This is a genomic window from Microbulbifer variabilis, from assembly GCF_023716485.1.
Classification (GTDB): Bacteria; Pseudomonadota; Gammaproteobacteria; order Pseudomonadales; family Cellvibrionaceae; genus Microbulbifer; species Microbulbifer variabilis_B.
On the sequence record NZ_CP092418.1, the window covers coordinates 2,969,795 to 2,986,813 of the forward strand.

Annotated in this window: 15 protein-coding genes and 2 pseudogenes; 8 read left to right on the top strand and 9 right to left on the bottom strand. The window is 48.0% G+C overall.

Features of this window, described 5'->3' with window-relative positions; all coding sequences use genetic code 11:
* Positions 1 to 7: 7 nt before the first annotated feature.
* From MJO52_RS13285 to MJO52_RS13325, 9 genes are all read right to left on the bottom strand, one after another.
* Positions 8 to 553 (bottom strand): ExbD/TolR family protein, encoded by a 546-nt coding sequence (locus MJO52_RS13285; protein ID WP_252082138.1) that lies wholly within the window; start codon positions 551 to 553, stop codon positions 8 to 10.
* Positions 550 to 1,140, bottom strand: coding sequence for an ExbD/TolR family protein (locus tag MJO52_RS13290; protein ID WP_252082139.1), 591 nt, complete (start codon positions 1,138 to 1,140; stop codon positions 550 to 552). Before MJO52_RS13290 ends, MJO52_RS13285 begins: the two co-directional genes overlap by 4 nt.
* On the bottom strand, positions 1,140 to 1,907 hold the full coding sequence (locus MJO52_RS13295) for a MotA/TolQ/ExbB proton channel family protein (RefSeq protein WP_252082140.1): 768 nt from the start codon (positions 1,905 to 1,907) through the stop codon (positions 1,140 to 1,142). The genes MJO52_RS13290 and MJO52_RS13295 overlap by 1 nt, the downstream gene beginning before the upstream one ends.
* Positions 1,908 to 1,976: 69 nt before the next feature.
* A complete protein-coding gene (locus MJO52_RS13300) occupies positions 1,977 to 2,300 on the bottom strand; it encodes a hypothetical protein (protein WP_252082141.1) in 324 nt (107 codons plus the stop codon).
* The gene (locus MJO52_RS13305; protein WP_252082142.1) at positions 2,297 to 2,881 is read right to left on the bottom strand and encodes a tetratricopeptide repeat protein; all 585 of its coding nucleotides are present in this window, start codon (positions 2,879 to 2,881) and stop codon (positions 2,297 to 2,299) included. The genes MJO52_RS13300 and MJO52_RS13305 overlap by 4 nt, the downstream gene beginning before the upstream one ends.
* A 23-nt stretch (positions 2,882 to 2,904) precedes the next feature.
* Positions 2,905 to 6,075, bottom strand: coding sequence for a tetratricopeptide repeat protein (locus tag MJO52_RS13310; RefSeq protein ID WP_252082143.1), 3,171 nt, complete (start codon positions 6,073 to 6,075; stop codon positions 2,905 to 2,907).
* Complete coding sequence (locus MJO52_RS13315; RefSeq protein WP_252082144.1) at positions 6,072 to 8,282, bottom strand: hypothetical protein; 2,211 nt, start codon at positions 8,280 to 8,282, stop codon at positions 6,072 to 6,074. Before MJO52_RS13315 ends, MJO52_RS13310 begins: the two co-directional genes overlap by 4 nt.
* A gap of 2 nt (positions 8,283 to 8,284) precedes the next feature.
* Positions 8,285 to 8,794 carry a hypothetical protein gene (locus MJO52_RS13320; RefSeq protein ID WP_252082145.1) on the bottom strand — a complete coding sequence of 170 codons (510 nt, stop codon included), beginning with the start codon at positions 8,792 to 8,794 and terminating at the stop codon, positions 8,285 to 8,287.
* 461 nt (positions 8,795 to 9,255) lie between these two features.
* Positions 9,256 to 10,269, bottom strand: a complete 1,014-nt coding sequence (locus tag MJO52_RS13325; RefSeq protein ID WP_252082146.1) for an NADP-dependent oxidoreductase — start codon at positions 10,267 to 10,269, stop codon at positions 9,256 to 9,258.
* A 147-nt stretch (positions 10,270 to 10,416) separates the two neighbouring features.
* Between MJO52_RS13325 and MJO52_RS13330 the strand changes: the two genes are divergently transcribed.
* From MJO52_RS13330 to MJO52_RS13360, 8 genes and pseudogenes are all read left to right on the top strand, one after another.
* Complete coding sequence (locus MJO52_RS13330) at positions 10,417 to 11,349, top strand: LysR family transcriptional regulator (RefSeq protein ID WP_252082147.1); 933 nt, start codon at positions 10,417 to 10,419, stop codon at positions 11,347 to 11,349.
* Positions 11,350 to 11,608: 259 nt separating this feature from the next.
* Complete coding sequence (locus tag MJO52_RS13335) at positions 11,609 to 12,196, top strand: hypothetical protein (protein ID WP_252082148.1); 588 nt, start codon at positions 11,609 to 11,611, stop codon at positions 12,194 to 12,196.
* Positions 12,197 to 12,812: 616 nt separating this feature from the next.
* Positions 12,813 to 13,262, top strand: coding sequence for a transposase (locus tag MJO52_RS21480; protein ID WP_353505425.1), 450 nt, complete (start codon positions 12,813 to 12,815; stop codon positions 13,260 to 13,262).
* Positions 13,163 to 13,591 (top strand): annotated as a pseudogene (locus MJO52_RS13345) (IS5 family transposase); the annotation flags it as partial. The gene MJO52_RS21480 and the pseudogene MJO52_RS13345, both read left to right, overlap by 100 nt.
* A 234-nt stretch (positions 13,592 to 13,825) precedes the next feature.
* Positions 13,826 to 14,293: a transposase gene (locus MJO52_RS21485; RefSeq protein WP_353505433.1), complete on the top strand. Its 468-nt coding sequence runs from the start codon at positions 13,826 to 13,828 to the stop codon at positions 14,291 to 14,293.
* Positions 14,209 to 14,595, top strand: a pseudogene (locus MJO52_RS13350) (transposase); the annotation flags it as partial. The gene MJO52_RS21485 and the pseudogene MJO52_RS13350, both read left to right, overlap by 85 nt.
* A gap of 273 nt (positions 14,596 to 14,868) precedes the next feature.
* Entirely contained in the window at positions 14,869 to 15,108 is a 240-nt protein-coding gene (locus MJO52_RS13355; protein ID WP_252082150.1) for a DUF1059 domain-containing protein, read from the top strand.
* A 1,272-nt stretch (positions 15,109 to 16,380) separates the two neighbouring features.
* The gene (locus tag MJO52_RS13360; protein WP_252082151.1) at positions 16,381 to 16,902 is read left to right on the top strand and encodes a GNAT family N-acetyltransferase; all 522 of its coding nucleotides are present in this window, start codon (positions 16,381 to 16,383) and stop codon (positions 16,900 to 16,902) included.
* Positions 16,903 to 17,019: the final 117 nt, after the last annotated feature.

Sequence of the window (17,019 nt, forward strand, 5' to 3'; positions counted from 1 at the left end):
ACTTCCATTAACCCTGAGATGCTTTCTGAATAACCGCCAGCGATACCTTGGTGTAACCAGCTTCCGTACAACTGGACATCACCTTCTTAAGCAAACTGAACGGAATGCCCCTGTCCGCGAGAATATTGACTTCCGGTGGCTCCGGCTGAACTTCTCCCTCGGTGCCGGCTTCCTCGGCCTCCGCCTCAGCAGAGGCCTGGGCCACACCGATAGCCTTACCCATCTCGGCGATCATCGCCTGCTTAATGGCCTCGATAATGATTTCTTCACTCTCAAGTACCTCGCTGGTAGCCACCACTGAATTGGATTCCACCAGAATTTCCTCATTGGTCACCATCAGGGTTACGGTTTCCCTTGGTTTGGTCTCCACCACCGAATCCGGCAGTGTGATCACCTTGGGTGGCTCCAACGCTTCATTACTGGAGGTGTTGGTCAAGAGGAAAAAAACCAAAATGGTGAACACGTCCATTAGCGAGGTAAGGTTCATACCCGAGGTTTTTTTACGCTTATGGCTGCGCGCCATACGCTTCATACGTCGGCTTTCATGTCTCACGGCGCATCTCCTATGGAAATATCGGGAAACAGCACCACTTTCTCTACAGCACTTGGATCACTGGGATCGCTGCCTTCCACACGCACCTCGGCTCCGCGCACGGTATCCATTACACCCACCAAGTGCTCATAGGCAATATCCGCTTCCATCAACAAAATGGAGTCGGTTTTTTCTGGATAGCTGGCCTTTACCTGCAGTAAAAACTCGGTGAGTTTTTTCAGGTCGTAGACCTCCGCGGTTGGCAACAGAGCAAGCTGTTCACCCTCCCCGGCACCTTCCTCTGTAGCCGCTTCCAGCGGCGCAGACTCACCCTCTTCGGATTGCGTCAGGTTTGGAAAACGCGCAATGACTTTCTCACCATCACTAATCTCCAGCGCCTCTGTGCGAACGACGACTTCTACCGTGACCGTGGGATCATCCGGCGCTCCACCACCGGCTCCGCTCGGCATATTTAGCTCTAAAATTGTTACCCTTGAGAACACCGCCGATACCAACAGAAACGGCACCAGCACCACCATCAGGTTTAGGAAGGCGGTGATGTCCAGCTCCGGGGCCTCTTTATCTCTCCCGTGGCGCCGCCTTCTCATTACGCAGTTTCCGTTTGCTGTTCTTCGGTTTTGGCCTCGGCCACTGGTTGTGATTTGGTGTGCTTCTCAGACTTGCTAGCCGACTTGTTTTCACCTTTATTTTTTGAAGCAGGCGCATCGACTTCGAAGCGACGGCGGGTTGAACTGTCAATCAGATTGGAGGCTTTTACGGAAACCATTTCCAGGCTATCGATAATTTCTCCAGTGAGGGAGTTGAGCAGTGCATGCACAATCAACAGGGGGATACCGGTCATCAGACCGAAAGCCGTTGTGTTCATCGCTACCGAGATACTGGCGGAAAGAAGGTCGGCTTTTTCTGCCGGGTTGGCATTGGCCACTGCGGTAAAGGCTTCAATCAGGCCCATAATAGTTCCGAGCAGACCCAGCAGCGTGGCGATATTAGAAAACAGTGCTACGTAGGGCGTGCGCTTTTCCAGCTGCGGAGTGATTTCCATCATGCTCTCTTCCATCGCGATTTCGATATCTTCGCGGCGGCGCACTGCACCCTGACGGGCCAGCCCCATGGAAAGTAGCTTTGCCACACTGGAGTTATCCTGCTTAACCAGATTGCGCGCACGATCGAAATCACCACTGGAGAGGATTGGCTGCAATTTATCCCACATAGTGCGGTTGGTACGACGCTCGTAATGCAGGCGAATAAATCGCTCAATTGCTACTGCGCCACCCAGGGCGGCCACCACAAGAATGGGGTACATAAAAGTACCGCCCGTCTGGAAAAACTCGATGACGCTGTTGAAAAAGTCCATTACAAACCCTCTTGAGAAATACTGCAGTAATTGGTTGCTGCTCTGGCTTTAGCCAGAGAAAGGACGGCGTTAATCGCCGGACAGGCTGAGCTGGTAGAACTCCAGCTCACGCATGAAAACTTCCTTGTCGAGCGGCTTGAGCTTGTCGTCCATCAAACTGGAGACAAGATCACTTTCGACACCCACCTCGGAACTTTTCCAGGGAACGATATACAGAGACTTGGGCGCTTCCTTATTACCAATAATGGAAATACCCGATAACTCTTTAACTTTGGTATCCACTTTCTTATCTGTGGCTTGGTTTTTTTCACCTTCTTGTGCCTGCGCACCGGCAAAAGGAAAAATGGCAAACCCCATCATAAACGGCAAAATCCATTTACACTGCGCTATCACTTGCCCGCCCTCCGTTTGAGATCCGCCAGCCAGATAGACACATCCTGGTCCTCGGGTTCCAGCTGTACATATTGCTGGAATTGTGCCAGAGCGCACTGGAGATCTTGCAGATAGAGATCACACAATATGCCGAGATTTTTTATCAATGGCAGGTATTCGGGGTTTTCTGCCAAGGCATTCACATAAATTTTGCGCGCATCGGCAAAACGACCCTGCTTGCGGTAAAGCACTGCCAGTTCATTAGTGGCCACCGGGTGCTCGGCATCTATTTCCAGCGCTTTAAGAAAAGCCTCTTCCGCTTTTTTTTCTTCTGCCACCTGAATTTGGGCAATGCCGAGATTAATAAAAGGCGCGGGCAAACGCTGCTCCCGCTCAACTACCGTCTCCAACAATTCAATCGCGCGCGCAAACTCCTTATCCGCAAGGAATTCCAGGGATCGTTCAAAGTCCCGGCTCACACTGCCGGACACCCGCACAGAGGAATAATCAGAAACCTTGCCCGACTTGGTCTGAACTCCCGCACAGGCAGCCAAAAACAGCGTAACCACCCACAGGAAAACCACTCGCAGTTTTATTTGCATAGCCCTCTTCTCCATTCTCGCTATTACTGGCCGGAAACTACTTCCGCTGATTCCAAGGCCTCCGGCTCCGGTGGCAGAGGGACAATACTCTGCAGATAGTCACCAGCCTCTTCGGCACGGGCGTAACGGGCCGGCATCAGACCGGCAAGTTGGCCGATACTCTTATCGATCCAGGGATTGTAGATACCCACCCCAAGTAACTCGACATTTTTTTCATGCACGGAAATCGCTTTTTCCTCGAACGGATAAATTTGATCTTCCAGAGCCAGCTCGTACTCTTCCAGTTCCAGCGCACTCAAATTCGTTGGGCGCTCGGACTCTTTCAGAGACACACTGAAGTGCAAATAAATTTCCGCGAGGTAATAAGTGGCTGCGGCGGTCACATCCGCTGCCTGGTAATCAATCAGGGCAGAGAAATCGCTAATCGCTTTTTTCATGCGCTTGCGTTTCAAATTGAGGTTCTGCTCGATTGGCTTAACCAGCGCCACCTGGGTAAAGGCCTGATAACTGGGCTCAGCCAGCTGTAACGCGGCGCTACCAGCCAGGTAGCGGGTGCGATCACTGCGCTGGGAACCGCCACGCTTCTCTATGCGCACCATCTCACGCAGTTCCTGCATATAGCGTTTTTGCTGCCCAGCAGTTTTGTAGATATCGGCGATTTTTTGCCGCGTCTCCAGCGCGGGCTCCATGGGGTTGGGGAACAGCTTCACGTAGCGCCTCAACACCGCCAACGCCCTGTCGCTGTCTTTAGCGGTACTGTAGAGATCCGCTGCCTGCGTCAGAGCCTCGCGGCGTATTTCCTCGTCCTCAGATTCTCGCTCAATACGCTCAAACTCCGCCGCTGCCAATAAGAGCTCGCCACTTTCCTGATAGACCACCGCCAGTTTCTTGGTGACATCTTTGGCCAGTTCATGCTCTGGGAAATTCCCACGGAAATTGTTCAGCACTGTGGCGGCCTGGGTCCAATCCTTGAGCACAATCAGGGAAGCAGCAGCATCGTATTCGGCGGTGGCCAGTAAAGTGGCTCCCGGAGCCGCAGCGCGAATGCGCAGGAAGTGGCCGGCAGCAGTAGCGTGGTCTTCCTGCTTGCGCGCCATATCGCCCTGCTGGTAAATGGATGCCGCCAGATTGTCGACCAGGCCAGCACGATCCTTAGCATCGGTGGCGGTGAGATTCAGGGTTTCCCCATAGGCCACCTCCGCATCGGCATAGGCATGGGTATCAAAGGAGCCGTGGGCCACCACCATCCAGGCGGAGCGGCGAATCTCCTGCTCTGCAGCCGGGAATTTTTCCAATAGCTGACGACCGTTATCGATCGCCGGCGTATAGTCTTTAAGACCGTACAAATCTTCCACCGCACCCAGCATTACCTGCGGCGCTTTGGCGTGCTGTGAGAAGGTATCGGCAAACGTTAACGATGAACGAATAATTTCACGCAACAATGGAGCGCGCTGATCTGCACTGGCTTCTTTCAGATTATTGGCCAGATGTTCGCGATAAGCGTAAACCGCAGCGTAACCCGCCTCACTGGAATCCTTGTGGGCAGGGTATTCGTAGGCGGTGCGCTCATATTCCAGAGCGGCATTGTGGAAATCGCGATTTTCCAGCATCAAGCCGGCGAGCTGGTAGTTCATTTCCGGCGCACGCTCAGCTTCACGGAAGGACTGCAAGTAACGGCGATACCAGTGAATTGCCTCTACGTAGTGCTCGCCCTTTTTATCCTTCAGTTTTTTGTTTTGGTAGGCGGCATGGTAATGGCCGGCCAGGTCGATCAAGTTAGCCTGTAGAAATTCGACCACCTCGCCGAACTCATTAATATCGAATACTGTCCAGTAGTCGGCATTGAGGGCATAGGTATTTACAAAAGTCTTCTTCGCTTCAAGCACCAGTTTGGGGAAACCGCCCTTGCTGTAAATCTCGATCACACGAATGGAAAAGTCCGCAGAAACCTTGTGCAGTGGATTGCGCTCCACAAAGGCGATATAGGATTTGGCCGAATCCTGGTAGCGACGTTTATTCAGGTAATACTCCCCGAGATGGCTGTACACCAGGTATTCATACTGGCGCGCACCCTTGCGAGAGAAATAGTCGACAATAGAATCCGGGCCCTCCATATATGAGAAGCTCAAACTCACCACGCGGAAAGTATCGTCCACATGCTTGCGCTCAACCGTATTGGTCTGCTGGTCAAAGTCGTAACCCTGGGAGACTTTGTAATCGAGCATGGCCACATAATCGTCCAGGGCCATCTCGTACATATCCTGCTTAAACAGGGACCAACCGCGTTTATACAGGGCCAGCTCGTAAAAACTGGAAATCTGCCCAATGGTGATTACCCGGCCATAGGCCTCTTCCGCATCCAGATACTTTTTGCGGGTAAAGTAATATTCCCCCAGGCGAAACCAGGCTTCATCGATATGACGGGAATCCGGGTATTTGGCCACCAACTGCCGCAATACATCTACTGCGGCATCAATTTGCCCGGCTTCTTCATAAGCGCGGGAGAGCTGGTACATCACCTGGTCGTTGCGGTCGTAAAGAGGGTATTTCTTCAGCAGGTTGAGATACAGCGCGATGGCCTCTCGGGCATTCGCCGACATCAGCGCTTCCGGGTCTTCTTCAGGAACCTGCAGTGTAGTGGTGTCTGCGACGATATCCACACTGCCACTAGCGCGAGCTTCAAAGTCCGCATCAGACTCCGCCCCTGCTACATGCTCAGTGGGGATGCGCTGCACCTTGGCAACGGGCGCGGTTACCTCAGCCGGAGCTTCCAGGGCATTTTCTGCTGTTGCCTCCGGTGCTTCGATGGCAATCACAGCACCACTGCCTGCTGTGGCAGGGGCAATACCATCAATGGCAGCATCCTCGGCCCGGTGCGCCTGCTTAATTTTCAGGTCGGCAATCCGACGCATCGCTTCAGGGGTGAGACTCGATTCGGGCGTTTCCTGCAGGTAGCGCTGATAACTTGCCAGGGCCTTTTCCAGACTGCCGTCGATATATTCCTCTTTAATCTCAATATCGACATTTTGCAGGCTGCCAATTGTTTTACCGCTGTTCACCGCACAAGCGTTAAGTAACAGTAATGCCGCGGCGAATGCACCATAGCGCAGTGCATTTTTGGGCTTCCGCCCTGTAGCTATTGGCTCGATCGCAAAACTAGCAGAGAGGCTTACGCGATGATTTACAGGTTTCACGCCTTATCCCCCTCAGCTTCTGAAACTTGCCGTTCAGCGGATTTGTTCTCAGGTAAAATTTCCGGCTGGTCTGCTTGGGGTTGCCCGCCCTGCTCCAGTGGCCCATTTTCACTTTCTGGCACTTTCAATTCGGCAGGATTGCTCTCAGGCAGAGTTTCCGGCTGAGCTTCTAGGCTCTGCTCCTGCAGCCCATTTTCGCTTTCCGGTGCTTCCAATTCGGGAGGATTTTGTTCTGGCAAAGTTTCAGGCTGAGCCTCGCGATGCTGTTCAATCTTGCGCTGATCCTCGCGCTGCTCCTGCAGCTCATTGGCACGGTCGTAACTGTCGGCTAGGGCGAAGCGCGCTTTGATCTGGTAACTCTCCAGTTGGCTGCGGCGGCGCTCCAGCTCTTCAACAGCGAGTGCTTCCAGCATGCTGCCCTGGCGCGCCATCAACATCTCCAGACGCTGCTGGGCCGAGCGAATCTGCGCACGCGAACGCTGGATATCCTTGTTATAACCGGTGTAACTGTGAGTCGCCGCCTGGCGACTGCGCACATAGGAACGGTACACCGTTTGTAACTTTTCGATCTCAGCATTGAGGGCCTGCAAATGCTTATAGGCCTCGGTGAGACGCTGGTGATATTCGGTAGAGAGACGCAAATCCAAAATACCCTGCAAGCGCTCAACACGGCTGCGGCTTTGCTCGGTAAAACCTTTAGGATTGCGTGCGATCTGCTTATGCAGCTGCAGTAGTTGCAGGCGCGCTTCCTGCTCTTCGGCGGTGGCGAGATACTCCGGGCGGCGAGAAACCAGCATTTGCTCTATGCGACTGGAAAATTGATCGCGCTGCTCCATACGCAACTTGATCCGTGCATCCAAGGTACGGAACTGCTCATCCAGCTGTGGTAACAGGGGCTCGTAGTAAGCCCGGCGTGCACTAATAATATCCTCGAAGGCAGCAAGGCTCTTAAGCCACTCTTTATTGCGCTCGTAGAGATCATTCAAGTCGCGGTAGTTACGCAGGAATTCTTGGTAGTCATTGGAGGCCATGAGGTCGAGGAGATAGTGAGTCTCCGGTGCCTCCGGCAAATTGCGCAGCGCCACCACCCAGTTTTGTACCTGGGTAGCCTCTTTGCGCCGCAGCGCTTCGAGAAATTTGCCCTGACGAATACTGTTGATGGAAGCCGTCAGTGTGTCGATCTCACGGCCAAAAGCATCCAGAGCGCGTCCGTAATGAATTGCCGCAGTACTGTGTACATCCAATTTTCCGTAGGCGTAAGGCACAGCCAGCATCACTTCCTGCACCGATTCATTGGTGCCCTTGCGGTTTTGCAATATCCGCCAGGGCACCAGGGCGCGGTCGAAACGCCCCGCTCGGGCCTCCACCCAACCGGCACCGAGCAGCGCCCGATTGGAGAAAGGCCCTTCGAGATTCACCCGGTCAAAATAGGGGCGCGCCAGCTGCAGTTCGCCGGCCTCCATCAAGTGGGAACCCAGTAATAAATTGGTCTTGTCGTACAGGGCCTGATCGGCCGGGTCGCCACTGTGCCGCTTGCCCAGAGCGGTCAGCTCCAACACCCCACGTGCTTCCTCGCCGGATTTCAACTGGGCAATGCCCAGGTTGAACTCCACAAAGCCCTCCAGGGATTCCTCACCTTTCAGGTCTTTCAGTAGCTCTACCGCCTCTTCGAGACGCCCCAACTCCATAAAAACCCGCGCGCGCAGGAATTGCTCATCGGCACGCACCCGCAAGGGCACCCTGCCCTCAATCATTTCCAGCGCATGCAAAGCGTTTAGAGGTTGCTGTTTGTGGTAGTGAATTTTGGCCAGACGATAGGCGGCTTCATTGCGCACTTCCTGCGAAACATTGCCCTTCAGCACCGCTTCAATTGCACGCCCCGCTTCCCGGTGCATACGGTAGGAAAGCTCCAGGTCACCCACAGAGAATTCAGCCTGCCCAAGATGATTACTAAAGGGGTCTAACGCGGGCTCATCCAGACGGTGATACTGGGCCAGCTCGTTATCCAGCGCTACAATCGCATCAAAGTAGTTTTCCTGGTGGGCGTAGTACATGGCCGCACCAAAGAACAGATCGCGCAATTCTTCTTTATCATCGTCTGCGCCAGACACACTAGGGAGTAGAGACAAGCTACATAATGTAAAGCTGAGAACACGCAGGCCAGCTCCAGCTACGCCGGAAAATGCCGAAAGCAGGGGTATACGCATGGTTACCAGTCCTTGAAGTTAATCTCGGACTCGGTTCCGGAAATTCTGATCTCGACAAACTTTGGCCCTACCGCCTTGTCGATTTGATAAGAAGCATTGGCTCGATACTCTTTACCGGAAGGGGTCTTGCCTATAAAGCGCACTTGTAACGGGTGTCCACCAGCCTGCACATTACCGGTATAGATTTTTTGCACCCCCCCTTTTTGTAAGGATTCAATTTCCCGATAGGTGTAGAGGTGGTGCGCCACGATTTCACCATTGAGAGTGACTTCTACGGATTCCAGTTCAAAAGGCTTTTCGTCTGCGACAGAAACAAACAAAGCCACCTGAGTATTGGAAGGAAACAACAGTTTCTCTTCCAACTGTGCCAAAGTTGCTGTCAGATCAATTACATCTTTCTTAACATCCTGGATTTGCTCGTCCAAACCACGGATATCATCACGACTGACATTCTGCGCATTCACTGCGGCAGCCAGTAAAAGAAGGAGAGCTATCTGTAAAATTCTGAACATGTGGCCTACCTCTGACCCAATCCTTATCAATGAAAACCAGCGATGTGCAAACCCCTTGAGGGCCACATTGAAGTGCCTGTAAACAGGGACCTTTCAGCCAGCGGCATTGTAGTGAATACAGAAATAGGCAGATGTGAGGAAAGTCAAATCTAGGAAAACCGGCAATTGCTAATTTTTTGCACTGAGAAGTGATGCGACTGAGCAATTATGTGAGGTGGATCTCATTAATTCTAAATTCGCGCCGAAATATTAATGGCTACTGTTTTATAGATTCATTGTGAAAGTCTTTCACAAGCAAAACTGCCAACCTATAAAATATTAAAAGTACCTGCTGTGCAATCGATAATCATTTATCATTTGCGACTAGCAATAAAATAAGAGTGGCTAGCCATTGGCAATCACCCAATAGATACAGGAATGACTGCCAACTTGTAAAGAAGCCGTTCAAATAGTCCGGCGATTTAATCGCCGCTGTTCAATGAAATGATCACTTTACCCTTTGCTCGCTTGCTATTCAGGTAAGAGAAAGCCGCCAGACTCTGGCTGAATGGATAAACTTTATCAACGACGGGAGAAATGATTTTGTCCCTGTATAAGGCGCTTAGCTCACTGAGCTGATCCCCATTCGCCTGCATAATGACCATACGGTAAAACGCATTCTTGTCTTTCGCCTGTTTCAATACCGGGCGAGACTTAAGCCCGATTAGCTTACGGAAAAACCAGTTGATACCCAACTCCCTCGCCGTCAACGGGTCCAGCACCCCAGCAATAGATACTACTCTGCCGCCTCTTTTCAATACTTTAAAAGCATCCATTGTGTATTGTTGGCCTAGGGTGTCATACACCACATCAATATCAGACAATAAATCCAGATAGTTTTCTTTCTTATAATCGATCACTTGGTCCGCACCGAGTTTACGCACCCAGTCCACATTGGCACTACTGGTTGTAGTAATCACATAAGCGCCGTAGGCCTTGGCAAGCTGAATCGCCATAGAGCCGATGCCACCGGAACCCGCATGGATCAATACTTTCTCTCCCTTCTTCAAACCAGCAACCTGGATCAAGGCCTGGTAGGAGGTCAGCCCCACCAAAGGGATACTTGCAGCTTCTTCATGGGAGAGGTTTTCAGGTTTCTTCGCCAGATGCGTAGCATCCACCACCAGATACTGGGCAAGGGTGCCCACGTGATCCTCCCCCACCCTGGCGAACACTTCCTCTCCGGGCTGATATTGTGAGACTCCACTACCCACTGCGACCACCTCGCCACTCAGATCCCGGCCAATTCCCACCGGCAAGTTGAGCTTCTTTAGCGCTTTCATCTCGCCGCGCATCACCATTAGATCAATGGGGTTGATGCTGGCGGCATTGATCTTGATCAACACCTCGCTCGCACCTGGCTCGGGTACATTCGCCTCCTGGAAAGCCAGACTGCTATCGATATCGCCATACTGAGTAATTTTGAGTGCTTTCATTAATCTCTCTAGTCATCAGTTCAAGAATGAGAGCGATAGTGCCCCCTGCCCCAACGGAGAAACAGAGAGCATTTAGTGGAAGTCTTTTGTCTTTCTGACAATAATGAATGCTAAGTTGCCGTGTAAACAAGCAAGAATAGGGGCTTTATGGACAAAATCCGGGCATTACGCTACTTCAAGCGCGTGGCAGAACTCTGTAGTTTTACTGCAGTGGCTGAGGAATTCGATGTTCCCGCCTCTTCTATTTCACGGCGTGTGCGGGACCTTGAGCAGTCTCTGGGAGTAGAGCTATTGCAGCGCAGCACCCGCAAGGTGGAAGTTACCGAACTGGGTAAGCTCTATTACTCCATGATTAATGAAGCCATTCGCCAACTGGAGCAGGCAGATGAGCTGGTGAGCCAAACCTTCGAAGCCCCCAGCGGGTTGATCCGTATCAGCTGCCTACCTTCTTACGGCGAACAGCACTTAACCCCCCTACTGGAACAATTCATCCAACGTTACCCAAACATTGTTTTTGACCTGCACTATAGCGACGATCTTACCCAGCTAGGTAAAGATCCTGTAGATATCGCCATTCGCGGAGGCTCCGCTCCCGATGAGCATGTCATCGCTAAGCGTCTATCCAAGAACGAATTCTCACTCACCGCCACACCCGAGTACCTAAACACCCTAGGGAAAGAGATACCGCTAAACAAACAGACTATTGAATCTGCCCACGCCCTCCAATACCGCGGCCCCAGAGGACTGATTGACTGGCATTATTTCGATGATGATCACTGGGTGCCACTAAAGCTATCCACCCACCTGATCAGCAATAATGGCAAAGCTTTACTGGCTGCAGCACTAAATCATCGCGGTATGTTCTGTGTACCCTCATGGAGTATTTGCGAACACCTGGAATCTGGAGAATTAGTACAGGTTCCCACCCAAGGTAAAGTCTCTGTCAGCCCTGGAGGTGATATTGGCATCTTTCTTCTTTACGAGCGCAGTAAATATCAAATACCAAAAATTAAACTATGTGTGGATTTTATTTGTGAGCATTTGCAGCATCACCTAGATAGAACCAACGAGCAAATATAAGCAACCTGAATACCAATAAATGAACTTTTGAGAAGTGCCATATAGCTGACTAGGCTACCATTTTTACTGAAAAATTTACCACTCCTTAGTTAACCTTATTAATCACGACTTGAATTTTATGTTTTTGTCACTTTAAAGATTTACTCTCCAAAGAATAACCAACTGAACTATAAATCGTTGTAAGTGCCTGGGAAGCACATACATCAAATGATATATTGCGACTTCAATAAATGATCAGTCAGCCGTACAAAAGGTAACAATGGATTCCTCACTCGAGAAAAGAGCAACACTTAAGCACAAGATATATGCATGTATAGCTATTGGCATAGCCTGCCTACTCCCAATTGGAGCTTCGAGTGAACTTTTGATCAGTGATGAAAAAGCTAGGTTTCTTGCTTTTACTAGCATCGCTCTCTCTATAGTTCTACTCACAATCTTATTCATTTCTCTCCCCAGAAGAAAATCGACAATAAGGGAAATTATCGAAGATCAGAAAAAAAGCCCTCTCTTGATGGGGATAGCTTTAACTATGGGGATCCCAATTACCATCTATCTTTCAATAGCAAGAGGATTACCAGCAACATTACATTTTTTCATATCAACTCACGATAGCATAGATGTGACAGTTTCAGGAAAATCATCTAGATACCGAGAGAAGCATTGCAAAGGTAGAATCCTTCTGAGTGAGTACAACTCCTTAATGAGCAATCAGATATGCGGCGTGACAAAAAAGTCATGGGAGGATCTCAAACCTGGCGACAAACTACGTCTTTATGGTAGGAGGTCATTTTTTGGGTTTAACCATATAAATTACACAAAATTAACCGACACAGAAGTGTCCATTTGAAACCCACATTTATACATTAAAACCTTAAAACAGATGAACAATGGGGGCAGCCCAAGCTATAAATTTAAGCTAAAAAATATAACAATGAAAAGGGACTTCGATGAATACTCATTACCTTTTTACTAATCTTCTCGACGTACTCTCACTTTTCTTCGGTTTACTTATCACGATCGAGCACAGTAAATCTGATATCTTGGTGGTTCACAAAAAAAACAGATGAAGCATTTCATAATGGGGAAGGGTTTTTACTGATACTGCAAAGTAGGTACTACCAATGATGGTTCTTACCTTCTTGATTAGCCCTATCAACCTGCAGCATGGACTGGATGGTTTGTTGTACTGCTTCCGGCAACTATATTGTTGGCTTGGAGATGTATATAGCGCTTGCGCAACAAGTATTAGAGTTATAAAGCAAAACAACAGCCTCTTAATACCAAGGCATAACTTATAGCTAGTAGAATTGTTAGCATTCCTAGCCATACCTATATCCCTCACCACCACATGGATTGTGCTTTAATGATTCCTATGTCACTAGATGACTAGATCTCTAGAGGCTGTTTCATAACTTGAAATCGGTTATTCTCACGCAATTACATAGAAAAAAAGTTCAGCAATAGTGAGCCGATTCAAGTCAGAGTTAACCAATGATCAATGGAAATTGATCGAACCATGTCTTCCTGAATTAAAACGAGGAAAGGGAGGCCCAAAACCCATTGATAATCGGGCTTGTTTTGAAGGCATCCTGTGGGTTTTGCGTTCTGGAGCGCGATGGAAAGATCTTCCTTCACACTATCCATCACCGAGTACATGTTGGAGAAGGCTTCAGTTTTGGGAAGAGCAAGGAGCTTGGCTACATGCATGGAGAAGATTCCTGGAGCTATTGGATCAACAGTCTTTGCTTAACTGGGAGGAAGTCTTTTCTGATGGTAGCTTTGCACCAGCAAAAAAGGGGGCTTCGAAGTCGGGAAAACCAAGCGGGGCAAGGGTTCAAAGTGGATGGTGGTGGTCGATGGCGAAGGTATTCCACTGGGAGGCACCATTACTTCGGCCTCACCAGCAGAAGTAAAGTTATTACATCCATTGCTTGATGTTACGTATAAAAATACAAAGATTCATCGCTTAGTTTATGATAAAGCGGCGGACTCTGATCCTCTTAGAGATAGTCTGTTGAGTCGTGGAATCGACCTTATCTGTCCACACAGGATAAATAGGAAAAAAGCCTCAAGGCAGGATGGTAGAAAGCTCAGAAGGTATACTCGCCGTTGGAAAGTTGAGCGGACTTTTGCGTGGTTGGGAAATTACCGCCGTTTGGTTGTTAGATGGGAGCGATATTTGTCCACTTATCGTGCTTTTTTCTATATTGCATGCATGTTAATTACGTTAAATAAGTTATGAAACAGCTTCTAGGCAAAGTAAAAAATAAATTCATAAATTTTTATCCAGTTAGCACACAAGAACCACCACTCTTTATTTTCTCCAGCCAGCCCCATATGCACAGTATCTAATTCAGGAGGTTTGCACAATTAGTCCCTACCACGAGCATTCAAACAAGCGTAAGATATTACTATTAAGGTAATGGTTAGAAGCTGTTTCATAACTTGAAATCAGTTATTCTTGCGACCTCATGGAATGATAAGACCAGTAAGTGTGAGTAGATTTAAGTCAGAATTAACCGACGCTCAGTGGAAATTGATTGAGCCTTGCCTTCCCCAGCTAAAACGTGGAAAAGGAGGTCCCAAACCCATTGATAACCGTGCATGTTTTGAAGGTATCTTGTGGATTTTGCGCTCAGGAGCACGATGGAAGGATCTCCCCCCATCTTACCCTTCGCCGAGTACTTGCTGGAGAAGGCTCCAGTTTTGGGAAGAGCAAGGCGCTTGGTTGGAGGCTTGGAGAAAATTTTTCGGACAGCTCGATCAAAGATCCCTGCTTAATTGGAAAGAAGTCTTTTCGGATGGTAGCTTTGCTTCAGCAAAAAAAGGGGAGCAGAAGTCGGAAAAACTAAGCGAGGCAAGGGTACAAAGTGGATGGTGGTGGTCGATGGCGAAGGTATTCCATTGGGAGGCACCGTTACTTCGGCCTCACCAGCAGAAGTAAATTTATTACACCCACTACTCGATGTTACCTATGAAAATACAAAAATTCGACGACTAGTGTACGACAAGGCTGCAGATTCTGATCCACTACGCCATAGTTTGGCCCGCCGTGAAATTGACCTGATTTGCCCTCACCGTAGGAATAGAAGAAAACCTTCGAAACAAGATGGCAGAAAGCTTAGGAGATATATGCGACGTTGGAAAGTTGAGCGAACTTTTGCATGGCTAGGGAACTACCGTCGTTTAGTTGTCAGGTGGGATCGCTACTTATCTTCATACAGAGCTTTTTTCTATATTGCCTGAATGTTAATTACGCTAAAGAAGTTATGAAACAGCTTCTAGGCACGCATAAGATTTTTGAGTCTAATAACTGTGGCCACACGGCCCTTTGTGAGGCCCGTTAATACCCATAAGTACACTCAAAAGCCCTCTCAAAGAGCTGCAGCAAGCTTAGCAATACCATCTATCGCTCAAGTCTCCCAATCTGTACCTCTCCACCATTACCTCTTAAAATCTACAGCTGTCCTAAAATTAGCACGCCAAAAAATCAATTGCCTTTCACAAAAGGAGTTCGATATGAAAACTATGACCTGCAAGCAATTAGATGGCGCTTGTGATGTTGAATTTCAAGCAAACTCCTTTGAAGAGATTGCGGATCTTAGTAAGAAACATGGCATAGAGATGTATCAGCAAAAAGAACCGAAGTATCTAGAGTCCATGCATAAAATGCAGGAACTTATAAGAAATTCTGAATCCATGAAAAAATGGATGGAATACAAAAAGGAGCTTTTCAGCTCCCTACCCTCTCAGTATTAATTGTGAACCCAAAGATGACCAAAAATACTATAGAGAGAATATCGATGGCTACTTGGTATTTCTGGTAAAACCAACAAATCAATTTTCCAACCAAACAAGCCACCTCATAGTGAAAGCAATCACTATAGCAGTGTAAAAAAATAGACTTTCTAAGTTAAAATAGGTACAGACCATTGAACATGTTGAAATGTTATGCAAATCATAATAACTCTATCCATCGCACTTTTATCTAGCTCAAGCTCCAACCAGAGTACGCTTGAGATCCTTAAAATGTATGAACACTTTACCTTGTCTAGTGCCGCTGCTGGTAAGTGTTACCAACCTAAAAAGCCAGAGCTAGCTTCATTCTTGGCAAATTATGAGCTGGTAACACGTATGTCATCTCAATACCTTAAAGAGAAAAGGCCCCAACTAACAGAAAAACAAACAGCGCAGATACTTCTAGACGCAGGTAAACGAGCAACTGATAGGGTATATCAGGAAATAGAATCCGCAAGCTGTATGAGCCCCAAGATTCAGGATCTTATTAAGCGATTTAAGGTGCAATCAGCTTGGAAGCCGAACATACCACCTTCAGGTGGGTGATCATGAAAGGATTAACTAGTACTAACGATCAAGGTAAGACGATCTTCCCTCCCTAAGAGATCGTTAACTTACGACAAAAGCCAGAATGGCTACTCCCCAAAGGATAGCTTTAACAATATAATTGTTACCTAGACCTTAAAGGGAAATAAATCTAACTTTCAGCAACAGGAAACATAGTCAAGTTTGTATTAATAAATCTATTAACATTCCACAAGCTTAGGCCTGTGTATGTTTCCCTATCTACTTCATCAATTTTATCGAAAAGGATTACCCGTGGGACGTAAATTAATGTGGTCAAGCATTTTGATTGCTTCACTAAGTGGTTGCACCTCCCTCATGGAGGAAACTGTCACAAAAAGAGCACCCTTTGACTTAAACTGTGATGCTAAATCAATGACGATCCATCAACTTGACCGGCGTACATACGGCGCTTCCGGCTGTAATAAGCGCGCCACATACATTTTGAAAGGTCCCTGCGCTGGGCCAGGGAGTGCATGTGTAGCCATAATGAATTCCACCATTGAAGAGCAAAAACTTTAATAACCTCTTAATCTTTAGATATCTGCGAAGTTGAATTTATTTCAAACTTACTTCGCAGATTCATTCCCACTCAAAGGTGTAGATCAACTTTTAAACAAACCTGAAATATCATCAAAATTAATGAACTAATGGAATCTTGAGCAGACAATGAAAGTCAGTACCCAGCGCTTAACCATGTCACTAATCACCGAGGGTGATTGGTCACTTTTTGTAAGTCTGCATACTAACCCTCAAGTAATCCAGTTATGTTTCGATACGCCAGATGAAACAGTATTAAAGTCTAAGTTTGAATCAAGACTTACCCCCTGGGAAGCAAACTCTAATACTTGGTTGTGTATGGTTATTATAGATAAGCTCTCCGGCCAGAAAATGGGTGTAACTGGGTTTCATTTGGAGGATGGCATAGCTGAAGTTGGCTATTTACTGTTACCAGAATTCCATGGAAAAAGTTATGGTACCGAATCGCTTAGCGGCTTAATGGAATGGGCATATTTAGAGCATGGTATTGCGCACTATAAGGCAGTGGTAACAGAAGGCAACATTGCTTCAGAGCGAGTGCTCGGAAAGTGCGGCTTTCATCTTGATATGATCATCCCAGAAGCTCATATGATTGGCGGAAAAACTTATAGCGACCATATTTATTTTCGAAAAATAGAAACTTATAAATAATTCAACTCTGCTATTTTAGTAATTAAGAGCGGATAGAAGCTTGAAAACTATGATAGTTACTATAAAGTGCCCTCCGTCACCCCTAAAATCATCACTCTTTTGAAGAGCTATTTACTT